The sequence below is a fragment of the Sphingobacterium sp. G1-14 genome, assembly GCF_002196555.1.
GTDB classification, from domain to species: Bacteria; Bacteroidota; Bacteroidia; order Sphingobacteriales; family Sphingobacteriaceae; genus Sphingobacterium; species Sphingobacterium siyangense.
The window spans coordinates 4491758-4516437 of record NZ_CP021381.1 but is presented as its reverse complement, the minus strand read 5'-3'; the positions used below and the strand labels follow the sequence as shown (position 1 = coordinate 4516437).

Sequence of the window (24680 nt, the reverse complement as noted above, 5' to 3'; positions counted from 1 at the left end):
CTGATTTTATGAAGATAATTTTGAATAAAACACGAAAAAATACACATAAAGGGAATGATGCTACGATATTGTTTGCCCTCCATATGCTGTACAGCAAATTGCAAAAAATGCAAATCAAGAATGAAATCCCTGATGAAGGCGCTGCGGTCTGGTGGGATGCGGCTTACGTACAGGAATTTGTCGGTATCAGCGAGAGAACCTTATACCGATACCAGCATAAGGGGATGCTCGGAACGGTACGTAAGGAAAATGGCAAACGCCTGTTTTTGCAGACCAGCGTAGAACGGTTTAAACGTGCCTACTGGAATCTGTAAATCCAGGATGGATTGAGATTATTTTTGGGGTCTTTCGTTTTCGGAGGACCTTTTTATTTTGTCTTTCGGAGCAATACCTGACCAACACCTTCCCATCTTCAACCTTTCGCCTACCTTTGTTCGACCGTTCCTTGGGTTTTCTTCGGGTGGCCATCGGGATCTGTTCGGGTGTGACTCGAAGCGGACCGCATGAAAACTGCTGGAAAGCCCGAGCAGGGCCGGGACTTGCTTGGGTGTTGGTCGGGTGCAAGTGTATAAAGAGGATGGTATATGGGGGCTGTCCTGCCAGCTCCCTGCCTAATTACCGAACTGCTCCTGCCAATGTTCTGTCAGTCTTTTTGTTGCTGTATGTTTTTGTTTTTTAAGTTTTTACGTTTGTGGTGTCAGGCTTAAATACCGGTATGTCTTAGCCACTGACAAGGGTTTAATTTTTAAAAAACAGAAAAATGGGAACAATAGTAAATGGAATAAACGGAGGTATAAGCGGTAAGACCGGCTCCGTGATAGGCTCCAGCTGGAAGAGTATCAACTACCTCAAAGGGCTTTATAAAAAGAGTAATAAACCGGCTAGTCAGGAGCAGCTGATCACGCAGGCAAAGTTCAAATTGCTGATGCGTTTTTTAATGCCCATCAATTCGTACCTGCAGGTCGGATTCGGACAGAAAAAAGCCGATCGGCAGACACCCCTCAATGCTGCGTTTCAGTTTAATCTGCCTTTGGCTATCCAGGGTACTTATCCGGACTTTACACTGGACTATAGTAAAATCCGAATTGCCGACGGAGCTTTTTTTCTGGGGCCGCCCCAAGGTGCGTCTTTCGCCGATGAAGAGATGACGGTCACCTGGGATTCGAACAACAATGACATCTACGGCTCAGCAGACGATGACGGTGTGTACATCATCGGGTATCATCCCGAACAGGATGAGTTTTTGGCACCCTCTATCGTGCCAACCCGCCAGGTAGGTACCACGACTTTTGTAGTGCCTGCACATTTGCTCGGTGGCTCGGCGCATCTGTGGATCTTTATGGCCGACCGCAAGAAAAAGCGCGTATCCAAAAGTAGTTATTTGGGGCTGATACAGCTCATTTAGTTATTCATAGGGAATATCGTCCGCTATGGATGATATTCCCCTCTATTTTTTTCTATTATGAAGAAAAAATCAAATAAGAAACGGTCTGCTGCCCAACTTGACCAGCAGAAACGTTTTGCGCTGGCAATGAGTTTTTTGTCACCGCTGAAATCGATTCTGGCTGATGGATATAAATTTCTAGCCAAACGAAAAAAAAGACTGGTATATCCCTTTAACCTCGCACTTTCACATGTACTTAACATGGCCATTGCTGAAGAGGAAGAGGGGCCTTTTGTGGATCCCGAAAAAGTATGGCTCAGCGACGGTACGTTGCCTGGGGTGTTGGTCTCAGATATAGTCGAGGAAACTGGGCGGATACTGGTCAGTTACGATAGTTTTTCCTCATTTTGTGCCTGGGATGATCATGTCAAACTGATCGCATATCAGGTGAAAGAAGGTGTGGCGATCCGAAGTCAGCGCCTAGCCTTGCGCAGCGAGAAACAGGTCGCCTTGGATATCCCTCCTTCACTGCTCGGAAAAGAGCTCTTGCTTTATATTGTCTGCTGCGAAAGAGATGGTATAAAGTATGCACGGAGCCAGTATCTAGGGACTTATCTGATTAAATAATTTTTTAAAAAAGTAAAATGGAATATGTACAAAAACAAATGGTCTCCGATATCGAAGATATCTATTGGCCTTTAACGGGAAGGCAGCTGCTTGGCATCGTACTGGCCTGTCTTCTTTTATTTTTTATTTTATCGGGATTCTTGCTACAAGCAATCGATCCGACAGCTGGGGTATTGGATCTTGGTACCCTCTCCGTGCTGCTCTTTGGTATACTTGCTGGTCTAGCGGCTATTTATTGCTGCTTTTGGCTTCAGGAAATGCTTTGGCAGCCTTTTAAGTTTTTCCGTCAGGAATTTAGTCTTCACTTTAATCAATTGACATCATGGCAACAATGCATTATTTATTTTTCGGTATTCTTTCTGTCGCTATTCTCGTTCTTAGCCGTTTTGGCAATACTGTTGTAGGCGGCCATATACTGACAGGCAACAATGCTAAGCCCCTAGGCACCGCTTCCGCAGTGGTGCATGGAAATGACAAATCAGTAAAATGCTGCGCCAGCACGGGTGTACGCGAACGCATTGTCGATATTGCGGTACACGAAATTGGTGTGCAGGAAGCCAGAGGCAATAACTATGGCATACGAGTCGAGGAATACCTAGCGTATACTGGTCTTGGAAAGGGCCATGCCTGGTGTGCGGCTTTTGTCTCCTGGTGTTATGGCCAGGAGGGCCTTGCTGTTCCGCGCAACGCCTGGAGTCCGGCACTTTTTCCAGTGGCCCGGCGTTATACAGACCAGCAGATCGGGCAGGGGAGTGTACGCCAGGCAGATCTTTTCGCGATCTATAGCTCCAGCCACCAACGTATCAACCATGTGGGGATTGTGCGAAAAAAGGAGGGCAATTGGATCGTGACTGTGGAAGGGAATGTGGACAATCGTGTGTTGTGCAAGCGGCGTCCTTTGGCTACCATTTATACTTTTTCAAATTGGCTGGACTGAAAGGAGGAATGATGAAAACAAGGCTATACCAGATGATATCTTACGGGGGACTCTTATCCTTGCTGGTCTCCTGTAAGGTCTACGATAGTAAAAAATATCAGAGACAACAAGAAACGGATACGCGCCGGCAGTATACCGAGCAGCTCCAAAGGCTGTATTCCGACCATCAGGATACGCTTTCCCGCCTTTGGTATTTTTGGACGGACAGCGCTTTCCGTTTCTCCCCAGATAGTGGTCTATCTGCCCGGTCGGGAGGTTTAGTATGGCATGAGTCCGCCAAAAGAGTCAGCAAACAGGTATTGGAGCTGACTGAAAAAAGCGAACAGGAAAAACAAAAGCAGGTCAACCATGAAAAAAGTGGCAACCAAATGCTAGCTGCCCAGCTGGTTTGGATCATCGGCTTGGCCTTGCTTCTTTTTCTCCTTTGGAGATGGTATAGATCTCGTCTATTGCCTTAGTTTGCTTTTGGAAGGAGGGCTAGAGAAAGGCTTCGCGAGGTATCGTTGGGATATGAAGGAGACAGGGATTATTAACCCTAGTCTCCTTTTTTATGCGAAGGAGAATTCCTGTTATATTTGCTTGAAAAAGATCAAAATTTCTTAATCTTTTTAAATTTTTATTTAAAAAAGCAAAACCGTTTTAGTTTTGTTATATTTGTTCGTAACCATTAAGGGAGTAATCCACAAATTACTAGGACACAGTACGTGAAAGACCAACTTATGAAATATTCCTGCAATACTGAAGAGAAGTCTGTCTTGATCTCCCTTCGTTCTGGCTGTCAGCGTGCTTTCCGGCAGGTCTACAGTATGTATAGTGGGCGTATTTATCTCAACATCCGTAAGATGGTCAAGTCCGAAGAAGACGCAGTCGAACTATTACAGGAAGTATTTATTAAAGTATGGGATAAGCGGGAGTTGATTGATCCCGAGCAGCCTTTTCGAGCTTATCTATTCCAGATCGCCAAATATACTGTCTATAATTTTATCCGGCGAAATAACCTCGAAAAACAAGTTCAGGCCTATCTTAGTCTTCACAATACTGCCTTGTACAGTCACGTCGAAGAAGAACTCTATGAAAAGCAGTATGAAGAATGGCTGTCACAGACCATTGACCAGCTGCCGCCGCAACGCAAACTGATCTATAAACTTTGTAAAATTGAGGGCAAAACCTACGCCGAAGTAAGCGACTTGTTGAGTATATCGACTTCTACGATTAACGACCATATCGTAAAAGCCACGAAATATATAAAAGAGAAACATGGAATCCTGGATAAATCCACATTGCTCATTATTTCTTTTATACTTCTCCAACAGCATTAACGCATAAAATTTTCATTCCATAGAAAAAAAGTAAAATAAATTTGCAGGCAGAGCAGATGATCTGTACCGCTGAAGTGTATTAGCTGAAAAGAGGGTAACCAATTGTGGAAAAGAAAACACTTCGATATACGTTAAGGCGATATATACAGGGGAAACTTAGCGAAGAAAATTCCCGTGCGTTTTTGTCCTATGTAAAATCAGGCAAGGATAAAATATTACTTCAAGAACTCATCCAGGAGGTTTTGGACGATCCCATCGATCAACATCTGTTGGATGATCCAACCTTATTGGCAGTACTGGATAATACCTGGGACCAATTGCATCTTCAGATCAATAAACCGAAAACAAGATCACTGTGGGATTGGAAACGTATTGGCGCAATCGCAGCGGCTATTATCGGACTATTATTGATTGGTCGCTGGTTTCTTACCATTGAAAATAAAAGCGTAGTTCCGCAAGCTGCACAAAATGGGATATCACCCGGAAAACAATCCGCAACCTTAACGCTGGCCAACGGCAAGCAGATTCATCTACATGAAACACAAAACGGTCGGATTGCGGAAGAATCGGGCATAAGGATCTCTAAAACAACGGATGGCCAATTGATTTACGAAGTCAGCGGTAAGACACAGGGCGAAATCGAGCAAAATACCTTATCGACAACCAAAGGAGAAACCTATCGGATTAAACTCCCTGATGGTACACAAGTATGGCTCAATGCCGCTTCTTCGCTCAGCTATCCGGTTAGTTTCGCCAATCAGAAAGACAGAACTGTCACACTGACCGGTGAAGCTTATTTTGAAGTAGCGAAGGATGCCAAACAGCCCTTTATTGTGCAGGCAGCTGATCAGCAGGTCAAAGTGCTCGGTACTCATTTCAATGTAAATAGTTATGCCGATGAATCGGCGGTACAGACCACTCTTCTTGAAGGTCGTGTGCAGGTCAGTTCCCATAATCAAAAATTACTATTAGCGCCGGGAGAGCAGTCGAGCCTTACAGCTCATGGGGTGCTAAAATCCCACCCGATAGATACAGCTCCGGTTATTGCCTGGACAAACAACGAATTTATGTTCGATGAAGATGATATCGAAAGCGTCATGCGCAAGGTGGCACGCTGGTATAATGTTGAGGTCATCTATCAGGGTAAAAAAACAACCGAGAAATTTGGTGGCGGAATATCGCGTTTTGATGATGTTCAAAAAGTCTTAAGTCTGCTCGAAAAAACGGGCGCCGTTCATTTCAGAATAGACGGAAAAAAAATACATGTACTTCCGTAATGATCCTGTAAATAATTAATTACACAATAACCTAAATAAACAAACCGATGAACAAAAAACGACAAAACGAATAACCACCAAGGTGGGGTATAAAAAAGCAACCAAGATCCTGAAGGGACTCGGTTGCCGTTAGGGACAATTAAAATTTAACTATCCAATCTGCAGTATGTTTCTGTTTTGGACGACTCGAATACACTGCAAATAAACCTTACAAATGTATCAAAATTATATCAGAAAAAAGGAGATAGCGTATCTGCTATTCCGTAAACTATGGCTTATTATGCGATTGACAACCATAATTATCTTGGTTACTTTTATGCAGGTTAGCGCTACCACCTTTGCACAAAAGGTAACATTAGAATACTCCAACATGAGCCTTAAGAAAATATTTAGGGAACTCAAATCCCAAACGGGATACAATTTTCTATACACGGAACGGCAGATGGTAAACGCGAAGCCTGTTGACATCAAAGTTAGGGACCGTCAATTGTCGGATGTATTGGACCAGATCTTTAAAGATCAGCCCTTGTCTTACCAGTTGGATAATAAGACAGTGGTCATTTACGATAAGCCAAAAGCTTCCATAAAGTCCGCACCGATGGAGTTTATGATGACCCCAAATCAAGTCCCTGTAAAAGGACGCGTGACCAATGAACGTGGCGAACCTCTCGCAAATGTCTCTGTGCGGGTCAAAGGAAATGAATCTATAGGTACTACCACCAATGGTGATGGTATGTTTACGCTCACAAACCTTTCGCCCAAAGCAACGCTGATATTCTCCTCTGTTGGTTATGATGCATTGACCGGAGAACTGTCCTCCCTGCGGACCGATGGATCGGGGCAGCTCAATGTAATCATGAAAAATAGCAACAGTCAGCTCGAAGAAGTTATCGTAATCGGTTATGGGACCACGACACGTCAGCGTGTTGTTGGGGCCGTTGACCAGATCAGTGCGAAGACTTTCGAAAACCGACCTGTAGGCAATGTAACGCAAGCCCTTCAGGGAGCCTCGCCCAGCTTGACCATCCAACAGAAAAGCATGGACCCCAATGATAATTCGATGAATATCAATATTCGTGGAATATCTACCATAAACAGTAATGCGCCGCTGGTGGTGATCGATGGAATTATTACAGAAGGCGGAACACTCAATAAGATCAATCCGGATGACATCGAAACGGTGTCGGTATTGAAAGACGCCGGTTCTACGGCTATATACGGTTCGAGGTCTGCAAATGGCGTTATTTTGGTAACCACCAAAAGAGGACGCCAAAATCAGCGGCCTGCGGTGACTGTCGGCACCCAGTGGGGCGTGCAAGAACCTAAAATTTTATTTTCACCTGTTGCAGGATATGAAAACGCGACCCTTCGTAATCTTGCGCTGACTAATTCAGGAATGGATCCTCAGTTTTCACCAGAGGCTATCGCAGACTTATATGCCCATCAGGATATCGAGCGGTGGAACTTGCCGGAAATCATGAAAAACTCTTTCCAGCAAAAATATAATATCAGTGTGGCCGGGGGCGGCGATAAAAGTTCCTATTTGTTTTCAGGCGGCTTCTACAATCAGCCCAGCAACTTTGTCGGACAGGACTTTGGCATTAAGCGGTACAATTTGCGGAGTAATCTCAGTACAGAGATAGGTCGTTTTAAACTGACCTCAATCTTAGCCTATACCCGCAACAACAACATGAGCAATACGGCCGGAAGTGCCATTATCAATGCTTCCAGACTTCCTCCATATTACTACTACCGCATGCAGGCCGATAATGGAAAATACCTTGTCAACAATGCACTGACAGATCAAAATCCTTTGGCTGAACTGAATGAAGGCGGCTATATTAAAAATGATAACGACTATTTCAATATCAACCTGAATCTCGAAGCAAAACTGTTCGAAGGTTTAAAACTGCGTGGTATCTTCGGAGCGGACATCTATGCAGATCACCGTTCTATCCGTAGAATCCAGGTGCCATTATATTCCAGTCCAGATGCCACGCAAGCACAGGTCTACGTCAATTCAGACCGCAATACCGAAGATTTTAACGAAAAAGCTTCCTTATTGAACTTTCAGCTGCTCCTGGATTATGACCGAACTTTTGGCAGTCATCATGTATCAGGTCTGTTTGGAGCATCCAACGAATCCTATACACGCCGACAAAACGAACTGAAAATGAAATTTACTGATCCGGTCCTCGGTACACCTACGACAGGGACAGTCATTGATCCTGTGAGTGCCCGTGTGACACCAAATGGGACACTGCAAAATAGTATCAATTCGATCTTCGGTCGTGCCGGATACGACTTTGCAAGTAAGTATTTTGCCGAATTTAGCTTTCGCTACGATGGCTCTTCTAAGTTTTCGAAAGCTAATCGCTGGGGCTTCTTTCCTTCGGGATCCCTCGGATGGCGGGCATCCGACGAAGTATTTATGAATTGGTATAAACAACATGTCGGTAGCCTAAAAATCAGATCTACTTATGGTGTTCTGGGCAATCAGGCCGTAGACGACTACGCGTATTATTTTACCTATGAATCCTATCAGAACAGTTATGGATTTAACAACAAACCTGTTTCTGCTGCGGGATTTAACTATGCCAGTCTGGATCTACGCTGGGAGAAAACCTATAATTTCAACGTTGGCTTGGACGCCACCTTCTTTCATGATAAATTAACGGCCAGTTTCGATTATTTTAAAAAGCGTACAGTTGATATCTTGATGTCGCCACAAATACCTTCCACATTCGGAACTTCCTTAAAGAATCAGAATTTAGGTGAAATGAACAATGAGGGCTGGGAAATCAACCTCAGCTACCGGGCTACAACAGGAGGTTTCCAACATACGATCAATGCGAATATGGGCGATAGCCACAATAAGATTATTGCGATGCCCGGCGATGACCGTATTTCGACAGTCGATAACATTACTAAATTAACGCGTGTTGGGCTACCCTATAATTCCTATTATGGGTACAAGATGGCCGGATTCTTTCAAAATATAACGGATATTGAAACTTCGGCCTTGCCGAGCGGTATTACGGCAGCAGATCTGCGCCCCGGAGATGTAAAGTATGTCGACCGCAATAACGATGGAATTATCGATGCACGGGACCGCTTTGTGTTGGGCAATGGTTTCCCCCGCTTTACATTTGGTCTAACCTATAACCTGAATTATAAAGATTTTGATTTTAGTATGTTCTGGCAAGGGGTAGGCAAGCGCGATATGATGATCCGGGGAGAATTGATCGAACCATTTCATCAGAATTATTCATATACCATTTATCAGCATCAACTCGATTACTGGACGCCGACCAATATTGATGGACGCTGGCCCCGACTGACTGCAAATGGATCAACAGCATCGACCAACAACTTTGGGAAAGATTCTGATCTCTATCTTTTCAACGGGAAATACGCTCGATTGAAAAATATACAGGTAGGTTATTCGTTACCCAAAGAAGTCGTGTCGAAATTGGGATTGCAGCGTGTTCGCTTTTTCATCAATGCCCAAAACCTGCTGACTTTGAGCAAAAACTCCTGGATAGATCCCGAATCCTCCGAATTTGATTCTAACATGGGTGGTTCGGCCAATAGTGCCCGCAATTATCCGACGTTGAAATACTATGGCGGTGGATTAAATATTCAATTCTAACCTTTTATGTAATGAAACTATATAAGATACTTATTGGAGGCTTGAGTTTAATGGCAATTCTCCAATTAACATCCTGTAATAAGTTGGATACGCTGCCAACAGATCGCTTTACCGATGAAAATTTTTGGGACTATCCAGACAACGCCGAAAAAATGGTCAATATGGCCTATAATCAGCTGTATTCAGCAGATCGTATGTGGAATGATGAAGCCCTGAGTGATAATATTTTTGAGGGGCGCTCAAACACAGACCAGCGCGCAATTCGTAATGGAACCGCCGATCCAACACTGGGCCGCTTTGGGGCAGAGTGGTCCGATCTTTACGGTGGTATTAAGACTTGCCATGTCTATCTAGAGAATGTAGAGCGTGTACCTGGAATGGATGCGGCACTCAAAAAACGCCGTATCGCCGAGGTACGCTTTATCCGTGCATTTCTCTATTTTAGACTTGTTAATTTCTATGGCGCTGTGCCTTTCTTCACGAAAGATATCTCATTGGAAGAGTCTAAGACTCTTCCTCGGACAGAAAAAGCGACTATCATGGCCTTTATCCATCAAGAGTTGGATCAATGTATGGCCGATCTACCGAACAGAGATGCTTTACCGGTAGACGACCGTGGCCGGATTACCAAGGGGGCCGCTTCAGCCTTTCAAGCCCGGGCCTATCTCTATGAAAGCAACTGGAATAAAGTATTGGAATACTGTGAAAATCTGATGAAAAAACAAACGGAATTTGGTACTTACGCTTTATTCCGCAGTTATCCGGAGTTGTTTACTGCAGCCAATGAATATAATTCAGAGGTTATTCTGGATTATGCCTATGTACCTTTATTAAAAACCTGGAATAAGTTATATGATGCAGCACCAATCTCTGCTCAAGCACGTTTAAATGGTTATGCACCATTACAAAGTCTGGTCGATAATTATTTGACACTGGGCGGAAATACCATTGCTACGGATCCGCAATATAACGACAATAATCCCTATGTCAACCGCGATCCACGCATGGCCGCAACCATCGTTTTTCATGGTGGGCAATGGACTGATTTTGACGGTACAACACGTAAGATCTTTATCAAACCCGGCTCTGGTACAACAAATAAGGAACGGCTCGATGAATATCAGGGTGCAAGTGCCAACGCTTCCGCCACAGGGTATTACGTAAAGAAATACTACGATGTAACAGCAACGGTAAAATACGATGCTGGATTGAACATCATCATGTTTCGGTACGCCGATATCTTATTGATGTATGCAGAAGCAAAAGAAGCACTGGGACAACTCAATGTAGCAGTGTGGGATATGACGATCAGACCTATTCGTCAGCGGGCTGGTTTTGAAGCATCAAAAGCGTTAGACTTTCCGACTACCGGAGATCTGAAAACAATTGTCCGAAATGAGCGGCGAAGTGAGCTTGCTCTTGAGGGATTGCGTTACTATGATATCATGCGCTGGAAAGCTGGTAAAACCTATTTGGACGGCCAGGTATTGGGTGCTAAATATGGTGGTAACAATAGTAATATCAAACTGGATATCCGCCGATTTGATGAAAGTAGAGATTATCTCTGGTCGATACCACGAACTCAGATCGATCTAAATAAAAATTTATTGCCTAACAATCTGGGCTACTCAAACTAAATTTAATTCAAAAACTAGCGCAAACGGCGCATTAAAAAATGTACGTTTCGAACCATAAATTAATGATATAGACATGAAATGGTATTTTAAAGTTATAGCAATGGTCGCATTGGCTGCGAGCATCGTTTCCTGTAAAAAAGACGATATGAAATACGCCGACGCAGAGGTGTCGGCTGTTGAGAACCTATATGCCCCTGCAGATGGAAAAGCTGTCAAATTATTAAGTTCCAGCTCCGCAGCGCTGTATTTTGAGTGGGAGTCGGCCTTGGTGGCCGACGGTGGGGCAGCTCAATATGAAGTTGTTTTTGATAAGCTCGACGGCGATTTTAGCAAGCCTCTTTATACAGTTACGTCGGATAATAATGGAAACTCAAACGGCGCCAATATTAGTCACAAAATATTGAATCAGGTAGCAACGAAAGCTGGGATTAACCCTGGTGAGAGCGGCGATGTGATCTGGTCCGTATATGCTATCCGTGGAATGAAACGGGTATTGAGCAAAGCAAAGAAAGTATTGAATATCAAAACACTGGAAGGCTTTGCAGAGATCCCCGATGAATTATTTATCACTGGAGAGGCGACTGAGGGTGGGACGGATGTTGCCGCATCTTTACCTTTTAAATTGGTAGGTAATGGTGAATATGAGATCTTTACAAAATTGGAAGCCGGAAAAAAATACACCTTTACGGATCGCAAGTCTGCTGAGGGACGTGTTTTCTATTCGGAAGATCAAACCAAAATAAAAGAAGGTGAAACCGGAAGTAACAGCATTGCCAAGACAGCAGTATATCGTATTCGAATTGATTTCAATGTGGCAGCAGTTACTTACACAGAGATCAAAAACATGGGCGTTTATTTTTCTCCATCCGGAGCTGTGGTGTTGGATCTACCTTATCAAGGTAAGGGAATTTGGTCCGCAACAGGTATCATCAATTTTAAACAGGAAAGTTGGGGTCGTGACCAACGTTATAAGTTCCAAATGGAAACCGTCAAGGCTGGAAAGGCTGAAACCTTACAGTTGGGAACTCAAAACGGGACGGACAGTCCGCCCAATAGTTCATCAGCTCCTTCTTATTATTTCGTCCGAATATTGCCCAATCTTTCACAATGGGACGATAAATGGAAATTTGCGGATGCAGTAGACGGCCATCCAACAAAAATATCGATGATTTTACAAGGCGACAAAGACTATACGCATACTGTCGTACCAAATTAAAGGAGGAGACCCGATGAATAAAATGATTATACTGTCATCCCTATTGTTTCTACTCTTAGGATGCACCAAGATTGAGGACAGCTACCCCTATGACGACACTGTACAGGAAAGCTGGACAACTATTGCAACGCAGGTTTCCGATAAGATGATTGCCGGATTCTGGAATGAGGCCGGGTATTTTAACAATGCGATCAATCAATCCGATCTGGGATTTCAATATTGGCCCAATGCACATGCGATGGATGTTGTTATCGATGCCTATCTACGAACGAAGGACAGCAGATATAGTGCCTATTTCAGCAAATGGTTTGAAGGTGTGAAGATCAAAAATGGCAATACCTATTATAACGTATTCTATGATGACATGGAATGGAATGCACTGACCATATTACGCTTATATGAAATTACCAAGGATCAAAAATATCTCGACACGGTATTGCTTTTATGGACAGATATTGCTGGCGCATGGGATGAGCAATATGCAGGCGGTGGATTGGCTTGGAAGAAAGATATGCGCTATAGCAAAAATGCTTGCTCGAATGGGCCAGCTAGTATTCTGGCAGCTAGACTATATCGTTTGACAAAAGATGAAAACTACCTGACCTGGGCCAAGAAGATCTACGAATGGCAAAAAGCAACACTGTACAATCCGTCAACGGGCGCTGTTTATGACAATATTAATGGTCAGACAGGTAATGTGGATATGACAACACTGACTTATAATCAGGGGACGTTCCTTGGTACCGCAGTGGAGCTTTTTAAGATTACTAAAGATCAGCTTTATCTGGTTGATGCGCAAAAAATTAGTTATTACACAATCACACGTTGTATCGATGGCGGGAATAATATTTTGCGCGACGAGGGAAGCGGCGACGGCGCATTGTTTAAAGGGATATTTATACGATATTTTGTAGACTATTTAAATCAGGAAGGAATTGATGCAGCCTACCGCAGTAAGTTTGAGAAATTTTTGGTCAATAATGGTAAAATTGCCTGGACCAAGGGAACAAGTCTACCGACGCTGTTCTTTGGTCCGTCCTGGGCGCAACCACCTATTGGCAATAGTGAAATTACTGCCTATGCAAGTGCTGCGATGCTTTTTGAAGGATTAGCAAGCTATGAAAATAAATTAAAATAATGGAATGAACACAAAGAAGCCTTCGTGACCCAAAAGGTTTCGAAGGCTTCTTAAAATACATATGCTGATGAGACAAATCTATAAGATAACGACAACTGTGCTGCTGTCGGGTTTATGCTATTTAACAGGCTATGGGCAATTCAATAAAGGACAGTCTGCCGAACGTGCCCAAAGAACGTTAGCTATTGTTTACGCTAAGTATGGAAATGCCAAAAATCAACTGTTGACCGAGAAATATCCCTTCGACGAAACCTTTAAAGCGGATTATCTTGATAATTCCGAACAGGCGACCGTGCAAAAGAAATATGCTTACCTATGGCCATTCTCCGGAAGCTTTTCCGCTGTAAACACATTGATGGAACTCCCAAAGAACAAAGCGCTTTACCAAAAGATCCTGGACCAACGCGTGCTGCCAGGATTAATGGAATATAGGGATCATTCCAGAGAGCCTGTTGGTTATGCTTCCTATATCAATTCTGCTCCGCCATCAGACCGGTTTTATGATGATAACGTCTGGTTGGGTATTGACTTTGCCGATAGTTATCTGCAGACAAAAAAGGTCGATTATCTTAAGCATGCGAAAGAGATCTGGGCTTTTGTAAAAAGTGGTGCGGATGACAAGCTCGGTGGTGGAATCTATTGGTGTGAACAGAAAAAAGAATCTAAAAATACCTGTTCCAATGCTCCTGCGGCAGTATTTGCACTAAAGCTGTTTGAAGCTACTAAAGAGGGAGACTATCTGAATGAAGCGCGACAACTCTATGCGTGGACAAAGGCAGGTCTGCAAGACCCAACGGATAAACTCTATTGGGATAATATTCAGCTCAATGGAAATATTGGTAAGGCCAAGTATTCCTATAATTCCGGACAGATATTGCAAGCAGCAGCCTTGCTTTATAAGCTTACCAAGGAAAAAAAATATCTGATTGATGCCCAAGAGCTGGCAAAAGCTTGTTTAGCGTATTTTTTTCAGACCACGGACCAAGATACTTTTCCAATGTTAAAGAATAGTAACTTATGGTTCCATGCTGTAATGATGAGGGGATATATCAGTTTATTTGAACAGGACGGAAATAGAACCTATATTGATATTTTTGCGAAAAACCTAGACCGTGCATGGTATAAGATGAGGGATCAGGACGGACTTTTTGATGTCGACTGGACTTTGGAGAAAAAGCAAAAATCCAAGTGGCTGTTAGATCAATGCGCTTTTGTGGAGATGTATGGACGTTTGGCAAAACTAGGATATTAATTCATGTATCAATTTCCTGACGACGATAGGGGCGACGCTACTGATGCTCAGTCGGAATTTTTGAGAAATTTTTAAAACATTCTTGCGCTGACAGTGGTTTTTTTGGATAACTTAGGCAAGTTAGATTATTGTATTTATATAGGCTAGGTATTGGTTCCCTAGCCTATTTTTTTTCTTACTATTTTTGCATTGACTCATTGATGCAGAAAAATCTAGATCCCGCACAGAATTTTAATGTTTTCATGGGCTTCCCGCTGCTGGCTCAGCTGAATCTGGATCAAGTTTTTGGCCCCGATAGACAGCTTGTTTTCCTCCGCCAGCGCTTTGTCGTAAACCTCTCGGAACGCTGCCTCGCCGCGCTCACAATGCTCCAATAAATCTTGCATATTACCGCCCGATAATTTTGATTTGATCACCATCCACAGCCGAAAAAGCTCGCCACTTAATTTTGTCCGGTCAGTCGCGTATTGGCCAGCAAGCTCAACCAATGGACTGAGTTCGGCAATAAACTTTTCAGACTGCCCGATCATCTTTCTGAACACGGCTTCACGGGCACCTTCGCCCTGCTCGTTGGCCAGATCAATAGCCAGCTCGTATCCTTCGATGCGGTCATTGTTGATTTTAATAAGGTCATTTAAAATATTGGGGTCATTCTGATTACTTTTCATATGCTCTTAATAGTTGTTTTTAGGAGGAACAACTTAGATTAATCAATAGTTTAGCTTTATTTCTTTTATGTAATTATCTGGGGCTTACTTCTTGATTTTTAGGATACTTAGATTTGATTAATTGGGCTAAAGACGCATTTAAGGGGAAGGGCAGGTGAGTACAGTTCAGACCTAATTTTCTTAAAAAACAAACCTTATGTCTATTTAAGTAGTTTCTTTCTTAAAAACGATAACAACTTAAAAAAATAATTCCAAAAAAAAACAAGAACGTAATGGATGTAAAAAAGAAAAATACAAGCAAGCTGCAGCGGTATTGGACGATACTTAAAAATACCGTATCGGGATTTATAAATGAAGACTCCATGAAATATAGTGCTTCACTGTCGTACTATACCGTTTTTTCCATCGGCCCCATCCTAGTTTTAGTGATCGCACTGGCCGGCATATTTTATGGGGCCGATGCTATTCAGGGAAAGGTTTTTACCGAACTGAACGGCTTGGTAGGCAATAGTGCCGCCAAACAGATTGAAGAGGTCATTCAAAACCTCCAGTTATCCGGAAAATCCAATATGGCCTTGGTGATCAGTTTGGTGACCTTGATTCTTGGGGCAACCACGGTTTTTGGCGATATGCAAAACTCCATCAATAAGATCTGGCATGTGCGCCCAAAACCAAAAAAAGGTTGGCTGAAGTTAATCCAGGACCGGTTGCTGTCGTCGTCGCTCGTTATTGGTCTGGGTTTTTTATTGGTGGTTACGTTAATTATAAATGGTGTGATCCTGGCCTTGACAGGTCAGCTGCAGCGCTACTTTCCCGATATCACTGTGGTGCTCATGAATCTTATCAATTTTGTCATTTCCTTTGTGGTCATTGTGATCCTCTTTAGCGTGATCTTCAAGACCTTACCCGATGTCAACATTCAATGGAAGACTGTTCGCGCCGGAGCTCTATTTACAGCCATTCTTTTTGTGATTGGCCGTTACTTGATCGGAATCTATTTAGAACGTTCGGCAACGCAGGATACTTATGGAGCAGCAGGTTCTTTTGTGCTTATTTTGCTTTGGGTATACTATACCGCTGCAATCCTTTATTTTGGTGCTATTTTTACCCGAGAGTACGCAACGGAAATGGCTATTCCGATCGAACCTTCTGAGTTTGCGGTACATGTGGAAACGCAGGAAATAGAGCGGAATGTGGATGAAATTCCACCGGCACCACTGGATTCCGAGGAAACCACCATTGATAAAACGGAGTAAGTCGCCGTGAACATTTTTTAACATTTGATAACAATTTTTTTTAAACGATTCCAGCTGCAGGCTGTTCTATTTATAAAAAACGAAAGGAAAATTATTATGAGCGAATTAACATGGAAAGGTCGTTGGAACGAAATTAAAGGTAAGGTAAAACAGCAATATGCGGATCTTACAGATGATGATTTACTATATGCAGAAGGCAAGGAAGATGAGTTGGTAGGTAAACTTCAAAAGAAAACAGGTAAAACACAAGATGAGGTCAATAGTTGGTTGAACGGTTTGTAGAATAGTGTTTTCGTGTTAAAGGCGGATAGCAGAAATGTTATCCGCCTTTTTTTTAGGTCTTTTTTCTATAAATCAGATAACTGATCAGCAGGCAAAGGTTCACGAGAACAGCAAAGCTATTTGAATAGATAATCGGTACTTCGGTTTTCATTATGCCGTACCATACCCATAGGGAAAGTCCTATGATTAATGTTAGTAGCATAACCGGGGAAAGGTCATCCACATTCTTTTCCTTTAGCACTTTGATGAGCTGCGGCAGCATAGAAATAGATGTGAGGATACCTGCAATAATACCCAGAAAGTTTTCATTGATCATAAGGACTTCGGTTTTATGTGATCATTACGTTGACATGACTAGATCAAAATGGATAGCCGATCGCTAGATTAAACATCAGATTATCTTTTCGCCATCTTGAACTCCCAAAGTCGATATCTTTCAATACCCAACGCTCGCCCTTCGGTAAATAGGGGATACGGAACGGGACGGAAAAGTCGGTACGCAGGATCAGAAACGTAAAATCAAACCGTAATCCCATGCCGCCGCCGACGGCTAGTTCCTGCAGGAAATCCTTGCTGAATTTACCGCCTGGTTTGGTCTCATCATCCCGCTGCAGCCATACATTTCCAGCATCGATAAAGGCGGCCCAATGGACAGGACCAGCAATTTTTGCCCGGTATTCGGTATTCAGCTCCAACTTGATATCGCCTGTCTGATCGGCATAGAAAAGTCCATTGCCCAACCTTTCCGGAGCTACTGTGCCGGGTCCGATCGCACGTGCGCCAAAGGCACGGATACTATTTGGTCCGCCCACATAATATTGCTTAAGATAGGGCAGGGAACGCGAATTGCCATACGAGTAGCTCATCCCTATACTCACCCGTGATGCGATCTGTGAATTTTCGCTGAGCTTGAAATAATGCCTGCCATCCACACTGGCTTTGATATACTGCGAGAAGTAGGCGTCAAAGAGTTTAAACGTTTTTCCCTTGTTAAAATCCGCCCCTTTGATCAATCCCAGAATATTGCCCGACAGGTCCAGATTGCCCTTAAAATAAAAGGTATTCTGCAGGTGTCTCTTCATGGTGTTCTGAAAGGTGAAATTATAATTGGGCCCAATTGTGAATTGGGGATCGATTACATGCCGCAGCGCCGGAATGGTATCCATCTGCATCTTGTAGCTTTCCGAAATACCTCTCGGCTGTACATAGGTGATTTCCATCAGCGCCAGATCATGCTGTTTCTCTTCGTTCTCTTGCCAGGTATAACCGTAGCTGAGTGCCATCGAATTGAGCGTATAGGCTTTGCGCCGGTTCAGAAATTCGTACCTTGCCTTGATATACGTATTGGGAATATATTGACGGGAAGGATTAATGGTGCCAAATGGTGTCAGTATCCTCGGGAAGGTTAGGGTGGCCTCGGTACCGTAACGGAAATAGCTGGAGTTCAGATCGGCATTGCCACCCGTCTGCAATTCGTAACCCCCAAATACGTTGATATTGAGCTTCTCGGCTCCTTTAAAAGCGTTACGTAAGGTCCAGTTAACATTCACTTCCGTACCGTTGTAGACGGAAGCCATTTTTCCCAGCAGTTCTACACGGATAGATTTCTTCGGCAGGGGAGTGAGGTAATAGTATACATCGAGCGCATTGGGTACCTCCTTGCTGTCCACAAAGTTATTTTTGACAAATTTCCAGCTGTTGAGATTCACCAAGTGGCTGATGGTCCTGTTGTGGGCGTCGCGGTTATACAGATCGCCCTCTTTGAAAAAGATGTGATTGGCAATTACTGGTTTGCGGAAGGTATGATTTGGGTCAATAAAATAATAACTGCTGTCAAATAGTTCGGCATGCCGCGGTGACTGCTGGTAGCCAGCTCCGGTTTCGGTATAGTTTGGGAAAATATAGATCTTATTGATTTTGGACGCAGTTCTTGCCTGTTCGGGCGTTTCCTTTTTTACGGTCACATAGAGGTTGACTTTATGATCCCCGATGGTGCTGTCTACCTGTACCAGAATATAGTCTGGACTGAAATAATAATAACCCTTATTTTTAAGGATGTTGTCGATGCGGTCGCGTTCATTGAGCACGACATCAAGACTATAGTTTTTGCCCACCTGCAATAGGCTGCGGTCAGAAGTTGCGCGGATATCGCGTCCCAGCTGCGTGCTGCTGTCGACATCAAAAGTGATGGATCTGATCCGGTAGATCAGATTGGGCTTGGCGGTATAGTCTACCGTAGCTTTTTTATTTTCAACGATTGTATCCGAAGTAACTTCCGCATTGAAAAAACCGATATTCTCAAGCCGGTTGCGCAGTAGATTCTCATTGTACTCCCTGTTCACCTCACTCAGCAGTACGGGTTCTTCACCTATTTTTTTAAGAAAACGTTTCAGAAAATTGCTGTTGGCGGTGTCGCCGGCCATATTGTTAAAATACAGCTTGTAGGGCATCCCCAAAACGCGCTTGTTGGGCTTCGGGCGTAGCGATTCGGCAAGGTAGGCCGCCAGCTTTTCTTTGTTTTTCTTTGAAATGGTATCGGATGCGATGTTGACATTTCCCTTCACGTACAGGCTCTCACCTTCGGGCAGGTTTTTGGTCGACGAACAGGCAGCAATGATGCTGCTTATCGTAAATAGGCCAATCAGCCAGTGTAGTTTAATTTGCATGGTAAGCCCTTTCCTCGTCTTCATTTTTAATTGCTGTGGTTTTGATCGTGTCTAAGTGCTTCGGCGCACTATTTTTCCGTGCGCTGTTTGCTGTGCTGTCCACCTGCTGGCGGTGCTGCTGCTCTTTTTCCTGATCCTCTATCCGTTTACGGTATTCGGGACTATGGAGCATCAGGCTGTCGCGGATCACTGTGCGTACACTGTCTCGATAAGCCGAATCCTGCTCCATACGATCGACATCAAAACGTTTTCTAAACTTCTTGCTGCCGGTATTATAATATTCCTTGAGCTTTTTGGAACGCATAAAGATTTCCTTAAATCGGTTGTAGTCCATCGTGATGATAAAGCCGATTCCGGTTTCAACAAATTGCCCCTGTAAAGTGACCTGATATTGGTTTTTGCGGTAGAAGCGGGCAAAGTACCGTCCGTCTTGTGAAAGCTGATAATCCAGTTGTATATCGCCGGCAATATTATTGGCAGTTTCTCCTGGTCGTGAATTTCCTTCTACTTCAAAGTTAGATCCGATATTGACTTTCAGCCGGTCGTTGAGCAGCATTTTGGAGACGCCGATATTCAGGTCGGTGCGCGTCTGGGCCGTTCCAGTGCTGTAATCGTCTTCTGATGTCAGGTTGAAATCAAGTTCAACGCCTGTAATTAAATCGGAGGCAAGGCGATTGAGCTGCGAACTCAAAAACGAACTGACACTATTTCGTACCAGTGCCTCTGTACCTCCGCCACCGGAAAGGCTTTCAAATGGATTGGCCGACATAAAGCGCCCCAACACAATCAGTGAAAAGACTTGTTTGTTCAGGTCGGAAGGATTATCACGTAAGGTGGTCAGTGCATTGTCTACCTTACTGATGACGTCCTGTGATACGATGGCATTATTAGCATTCAGGTCGATATCAAAATTCAACTGTGGCTGAAACAGTTGGTCTGAAATTTTCAGCAGCACGTCGAAAGGTATCTTTTGCTTATACAAGTTTGCGTTCTGCGTACCAAGCTGTGGCGCAACCAGTTCCAGGGTTGGTGCTTTCAAGGTGTACACTGCCGTAATATTGAGCTGCGCGTCCAATGGATCGCCATTCCAGGTAATTGTACTCCCTTTCTGAAATTTGAAGTCTCTGCTCGCAGGTCCAAAACTGAATGAATAGCTCCCTTGCTCCACAGTAAAAGTTCCTGACATGGTTATTTTACCACTGGCATCTACACCTGCATTTAATTCAGCCTCGCCTTGAATGTTTAGGGCATCTTGTGATCCTGCGTCGAGCAGAATCTTAAATTTGGCGTCCTTATCAGTCTGCAGGTTCAGATCGACGTCTATTCCTGTAAGCTTTGTTACAGTCATAGAATCTAATCTGGCAAGCGCATTTGCGGTAGCCGTATCCCGTTTATCCACAAATTCGACCACGCCCTTCCGATCGGCCATACCGGGATCATTGTTTGGCATCACCATCGTGAAATCGGTACTGTCTAGGACCTTGATTGTACCGTCTACAACGGGTTTGTTAAGATTTCCGCCGATCTGCAGATCGGTGCCAAGAAACATTTTTCCGTAAAATAGATCATTGTCTGCCTGCGTGGAATTCAGTACTTCAAAATTGTCCATGACGATGTTGAGGTCAAAGTCAAAATCGGTATAGGTTTGGGTATTGACAGAACCGCTGACCTGGGCAATATTGCCTTTGCTGTCTTCGAGTTCAAATTTGGGGAACGATATTCCATTTTGATCAAAACGGATCTGTTCGTCCTTTGCTTTGAATAGGGCATTGAGCATGGCCACATTGAACTCGGCTTCCCTGAAATCAAGGTCACCCCTAATCTGTGGTTTTGAAGGCGATCCTGCTATTTTTAGCTGGCCCTCCAGGTTACCCTTGGCATCCTTCAGATTTCCCATGCTGAATGCCTGTACCGTCTTCATCGTCAGTGGCGCGATATCCAGTGTGAAGTCGAGCGTTGCGTCGCCTTGCGGCGGATTGATAAAATCACCGCTCAGGACGAGGTTGTTACCATTTTCGGTAATGCTCACATGGGCATTGTAGGTGTTTTCGCGTTCATTATTAACTTTGATATTGACGTTGCCCACGGTATCTTTTCCGAAGTAAAACTTATCTACGGTCATATCTGCAATAAAAACCGGACTGCTTTCCAGTCGGGATAGCGTCGTTTGTCCGTTTATGCCGCCGCCAAGATCCAGACTATCACTCATAACCATCTTGCTCAGGGTCTCGATGCGGAAGTTTTTAAAAGCCACATCAATTGGTGAGTTCAGGATGCTGTCCTGAGAAGCGATGCGCAGTTCCTGTCCCTTGTTGCTGAGGACAAAATTATTAGCCAATAGGCCGTCGCTACCAAATTTTAAGGTGTTGTTGGGCGCCACATCCCACTTATCGTAGTTGAGCATTAAGCCGTCCTGTAGTAAGCTGAATACAAATACACCATCTTTGGCCTGCATATCGGCTCCCAGATGATATTGTTCTTTATCATGCTTATCCTTGATCCACACCCCCAGATTAACCGTATTTTGCGCGACCTTTCCACTAAAAACGGTGTTGGTGAGTTCAATGCTGCTGACTTTAACTTTGTTGATTAAGGCCGAATAGTAAAGGGCACTGTCCAGACTGTTGATATCTAGGGTAACATTGTTGATCTCGGTACCACCATAGACCACGCGTGGTGCATCTAATTTGGCCGATAGGTTTTTCGATGTACTGTTAAAGAGACCATCCAGGGTAATGGCTTTCATTTCCGTCAGCTCAGGAAGAAAGTCCTGGATGAGTTTATTGCGGGTAAGTTGTGCTGAAAATTCGATGACCTGCGGCGAGTAGGGCGGAATCTTAACCGGCTTTTCGGGTTTATAATACACTTGCAGGAGATCTTGGACGGCACTCTGCAGTTCCAGCATTTTGTACTTGCCGACCAAGTGGGCATTTAAAAAATCGGAACGCAATACCAATTGATTACTGCTTGTATCGGCCTTGGCCAAGAGGGAGACAGTATCCAGTGCATAACGATCAGTGTTATATCGGATCAACGAATTGGTAATATGTGCTTCGCCATTCAAAAAGTCTGGATCTGCAGTGCTGAAATTACCGCTGAGCTTACCGCGGTAGCTGATAGCATCTTGCACCAGCTTTAACTTTTGTAGGTTGATGCTGTCGGCCACTAGTTCGAATGCTATTTTGGGATAGGTAGAATTCATATTGGCCGTGGCATCCAGTTTTAGTGTGATATTGGGATCAGGACTTAGAATATAAGCTTTTATGGCGCCTTTATCGGCAGACAGATTCATGTCGATATCATGATAGCGGTAGCCCATGGCGTCCATGCGGTTTACTTTGCCATCAAAACTGGCTATCATTTTTTTGGGATCTGTGCCTTTACCTTTTATTTTTCCTTCAAAAGAAAGAACCCCCAAGGTACTGTCCATCTTCATGATTTGACCGATGTTGAGGTCACGAATGCTGACTGCTGCATCATAGCTGGTATCTCGCTTGGTCATTTGGACCTTTCCGTCTAATTTGGCTGTGCCTTTTTCGGTCACCAATGCAAGTTTTGTATTGAAGGCAGTCATTCCGCCTTTAAATGTGCCACTAAGTCCAATGGTGTTGGGTAGCGCGATACCCTGAGGCAGCATCGACTTGGAAACCAGTTTCTCGATATCGGAACGGCCTGTGGTAAGTTTTTTCAGGTTGAGGTCTACCGATAATTTATTCATGTCGGGAAGTCCTTTTAAATGAAGACTAGCAATCAGTCGGGTATTGGAAAGTGTCCTAAAATCGATATTCGGTATATGCAGATCATCGACACGGCCAGTTACGCGGGTGTCAATATAAAATTTCTTGTCCAACAGCGGCTTCATTACCTGCATGGTGTCCAGGAAGGGCGCGAGAAATAGGATATCGCGCATATCAATATAGCTCTTTGTGATGTTGGCATTGACCGTGATCAGTTCTGGCTTTTTGCCGATGATATCCAGAGAAGGATAACTTAGCTTAACGTAATCGCGGATAAGGGTACGAGGAGTTTCCGCATATAGATTTTTAATTTCCGCACCGGTATTGCTATAGTTAAAATCAGCCTTCAGCTGCTTGATGACAAAACCGGAATGGTCGGCAGCGATAAGCTCTTTCAATGATCCACTGATGGAATCGGCGCTGTAGTAGAGATCAGTCAGCCTGGTTTTGAGAGCCGGCATTTGGATGTTAAAATAGTCGAATCCCTTGATGCGGGGCTGGTTGTCGTCTTTAAATCGGATATTGGTATTATTGATGTTAATGTCTTTTGCCGAAACGATCCAGTTCATCTTTGCAGCGCTGCTGCTGTCGGCTTCAACTTCGCTGGTTTTTGCTGCTGAGACCGAAGATTTTTGGATTTTTCCCAGCAGGACATTATTATCCGAACCGTCGAGATCGAGCTTTTGGATGTCGACAAATTCTTTGTTGAGATCGATCTTATTGATAGCGGCATAGAAGTTTTTCAGGATAAATTGAGATTTAAGTGCACTCGATTCATCTTCATAACGAACCAGCACATTACTGAGCTCGGCTACCTGTATGCCTACATCAGGAAGGAGGGATGTGGTCTGTGCAGTTTTATCGGTGATACCAAAATCTTCAACCGAAGGGCCAGATCCATCAGTTGTTGGTTTCCATTGTTTTACCGTTGCATTTAGCCCGTCGACTTTAATTTTAGGCAAGTCAAAGGCCATGTTTTTGGTCAAGTCAAATTTTTTAATATTGGTATTTATGCTGCCGAGATAGACATCGGCACTGGTGCCGATAACCTCGTCGGCATAGACCACATGTATTTTTGAAAACTTAACCTTATCCAGGTTAAACAGCAGTGCTGAAGTCGTGTCTGCGGTAGGCTCACTTTCCTTTTCAGAAGCAAAGGCCTTAACAATATAATCAAAGTTAAAGGCACTGTCTGGCAAGGTGCGACGTATTTTGGCGGTAATTCCATCGGCTTCCAGGCTTTGGATTTCCACAGTATTCTTCAAAAGTTTCAGCATATTGATATCGACCGCTATGCTTTTGCCGGCAACTAAAGTATCCTTACTTTGATCTTCGAGATAGATATCTTCCAGAACCAATTTTTTAGGAAAGTCAATATTGATATAACCAATTTTGACAGGGGTGCCGATCTTTCCTTCGACATAATGCGTTACTTTTCCAGCAATATAATTCTGTATTTTGGGTAGGCGTAATAGGAAAACGATAAGAATAAAAAGCGTAATTATTCCTCCGATAATCCACAATATTGTTTTTAAAGCAATTCGTGTAAATCTGTTCAATGTGTTGTTGATTTAAGTTTACAGATAGAACAACACAGAACCGCAAATGGTTTGAATATTATGAATTGATATC

General features: G+C 43.6%; 19 protein-coding genes. 15 read left to right on the top strand and 4 right to left on the bottom strand.

The genetic code is table 11. The features are described 5' to 3' along the window. Window positions 1–8: 8 nt before the first annotated feature. The 13 genes from CBM24_RS19455 to CBM24_RS19395 all read left to right on the top strand — a co-directional run bounded on the left by CBM24_RS19455 (window position 9) and on the right by CBM24_RS19395 (window position 14439). Window positions 9–314: a hypothetical protein gene (locus CBM24_RS19455; protein WP_157698533.1), complete on the top strand. Its 306-nt coding sequence runs from the start codon at window positions 9–11 to the stop codon at window positions 312–314. A gap of 446 nt (window positions 315–760) precedes the next feature. Continuing rightward, window positions 761–1405, top strand: coding sequence for a DUF6266 family protein (locus CBM24_RS19450; protein ID WP_088162377.1), 645 nt, complete (start codon window positions 761–763; stop codon window positions 1403–1405). A gap of 57 nt (window positions 1406–1462) precedes the next feature. After that, on the top strand, window positions 1463–2011 hold the full coding sequence (locus CBM24_RS19445; protein WP_070568210.1) for a DUF6266 family protein: 549 nt from the start codon (window positions 1463–1465) through the stop codon (window positions 2009–2011). A gap of 17 nt (window positions 2012–2028) precedes the next feature. Then, window positions 2029–2415, top strand: coding sequence for a hypothetical protein (locus CBM24_RS27395; protein WP_157698532.1), 387 nt, complete (start codon window positions 2029–2031; stop codon window positions 2413–2415). Continuing rightward, window positions 2334–2948 (top strand): CHAP domain-containing protein, encoded by a 615-nt coding sequence (locus tag CBM24_RS19435; protein ID WP_232475578.1) that lies wholly within the window; start codon window positions 2334–2336, stop codon window positions 2946–2948. Before CBM24_RS27395 ends, CBM24_RS19435 begins: the two co-directional genes overlap by 82 nt. Window positions 2949–2980: 32 nt before the next feature. Next, window positions 2981–3406, top strand: a complete 426-nt coding sequence (locus CBM24_RS19430) for a hypothetical protein (RefSeq protein ID WP_157698529.1) — start codon at window positions 2981–2983, stop codon at window positions 3404–3406. 246 nt (window positions 3407–3652) lie between these two features. Continuing rightward, on the top strand, window positions 3653–4267 hold the full coding sequence (locus CBM24_RS19425) for an RNA polymerase sigma factor (protein WP_232475577.1): 615 nt from the start codon (window positions 3653–3655) through the stop codon (window positions 4265–4267). A 104-nt stretch (window positions 4268–4371) separates the two neighbouring features. Continuing rightward, entirely contained in the window at window positions 4372–5544 is a 1173-nt protein-coding gene (locus tag CBM24_RS19420; RefSeq protein WP_088162373.1) for a FecR family protein, read from the top strand. A 214-nt stretch (window positions 5545–5758) separates the two neighbouring features. Beyond that, a complete protein-coding gene (locus tag CBM24_RS19415) occupies window positions 5759–9196 on the top strand; it encodes a TonB-dependent receptor (RefSeq protein ID WP_232475576.1) in 3438 nt (1145 codons plus the stop codon). Between the two features lie 11 nt (window positions 9197–9207). Next, the gene (locus CBM24_RS19410; RefSeq protein ID WP_088162372.1) at window positions 9208–10833 is read left to right on the top strand and encodes a RagB/SusD family nutrient uptake outer membrane protein; all 1626 of its coding nucleotides are present in this window, start codon (window positions 9208–9210) and stop codon (window positions 10831–10833) included. A 73-nt stretch (window positions 10834–10906) separates the two neighbouring features. Next, window positions 10907–12049 (top strand): SusE domain-containing protein, encoded by a 1143-nt coding sequence (locus CBM24_RS19405; protein WP_075993610.1) that lies wholly within the window; start codon window positions 10907–10909, stop codon window positions 12047–12049. Between the two features lie 13 nt (window positions 12050–12062). Continuing rightward, window positions 12063–13187, top strand: a complete 1125-nt coding sequence (locus CBM24_RS19400; RefSeq protein WP_088162371.1) for a glycoside hydrolase family 76 protein — start codon at window positions 12063–12065, stop codon at window positions 13185–13187. A 67-nt stretch (window positions 13188–13254) separates the two neighbouring features. Continuing rightward, on the top strand, window positions 13255–14439 hold the full coding sequence (locus tag CBM24_RS19395) for a glycoside hydrolase family 76 protein (protein ID WP_088163677.1): 1185 nt from the start codon (window positions 13255–13257) through the stop codon (window positions 14437–14439). Window positions 14440–14651: 212 nt separating this feature from the next. Here CBM24_RS19395 and CBM24_RS19390 read toward each other — a convergent pair whose 3' ends face one another. Next, on the bottom strand, window positions 14652–15107 hold the full coding sequence (locus tag CBM24_RS19390) for a PA2169 family four-helix-bundle protein (RefSeq protein WP_088162370.1): 456 nt from the start codon (window positions 15105–15107) through the stop codon (window positions 14652–14654). Window positions 15108–15379: 272 nt separating this feature from the next. On the opposite strand from CBM24_RS19390, the gene CBM24_RS19385 reads away from it, so the two are divergent. Beyond that, window positions 15380–16363, top strand: a complete 984-nt coding sequence (locus CBM24_RS19385; RefSeq protein WP_088162369.1) for a YihY/virulence factor BrkB family protein — start codon at window positions 15380–15382, stop codon at window positions 16361–16363. 96 nt (window positions 16364–16459) lie between these two features. After that, window positions 16460–16645 (top strand): CsbD family protein, encoded by a 186-nt coding sequence (locus CBM24_RS19380; RefSeq protein WP_046675215.1) that lies wholly within the window; start codon window positions 16460–16462, stop codon window positions 16643–16645. A 52-nt stretch (window positions 16646–16697) separates the two neighbouring features. On the opposite strand, the gene CBM24_RS19375 is transcribed toward CBM24_RS19380, so the two are convergent. From CBM24_RS19375 to CBM24_RS19365, 3 genes are read right to left on the bottom strand one after another with little or no spacing between them, the layout of a single operon-like run. Next, the gene (locus CBM24_RS19375; protein ID WP_198385957.1) at window positions 16698–16961 is read right to left on the bottom strand and encodes a SemiSWEET transporter; all 264 of its coding nucleotides are present in this window, start codon (window positions 16959–16961) and stop codon (window positions 16698–16700) included. 43 nt (window positions 16962–17004) lie between these two features. After that, complete coding sequence (locus CBM24_RS19370) at window positions 17005–19335, bottom strand: BamA/TamA family outer membrane protein (protein WP_088162368.1); 2331 nt, start codon at window positions 19333–19335, stop codon at window positions 17005–17007. Next, window positions 19301–24607, bottom strand: coding sequence for a translocation/assembly module TamB domain-containing protein (locus CBM24_RS19365; RefSeq protein ID WP_088162367.1), 5307 nt, complete (start codon window positions 24605–24607; stop codon window positions 19301–19303). Before CBM24_RS19365 ends, CBM24_RS19370 begins: the two co-directional genes overlap by 35 nt. Between the last annotated feature and the right edge of the window lie 73 nt (window positions 24608–24680).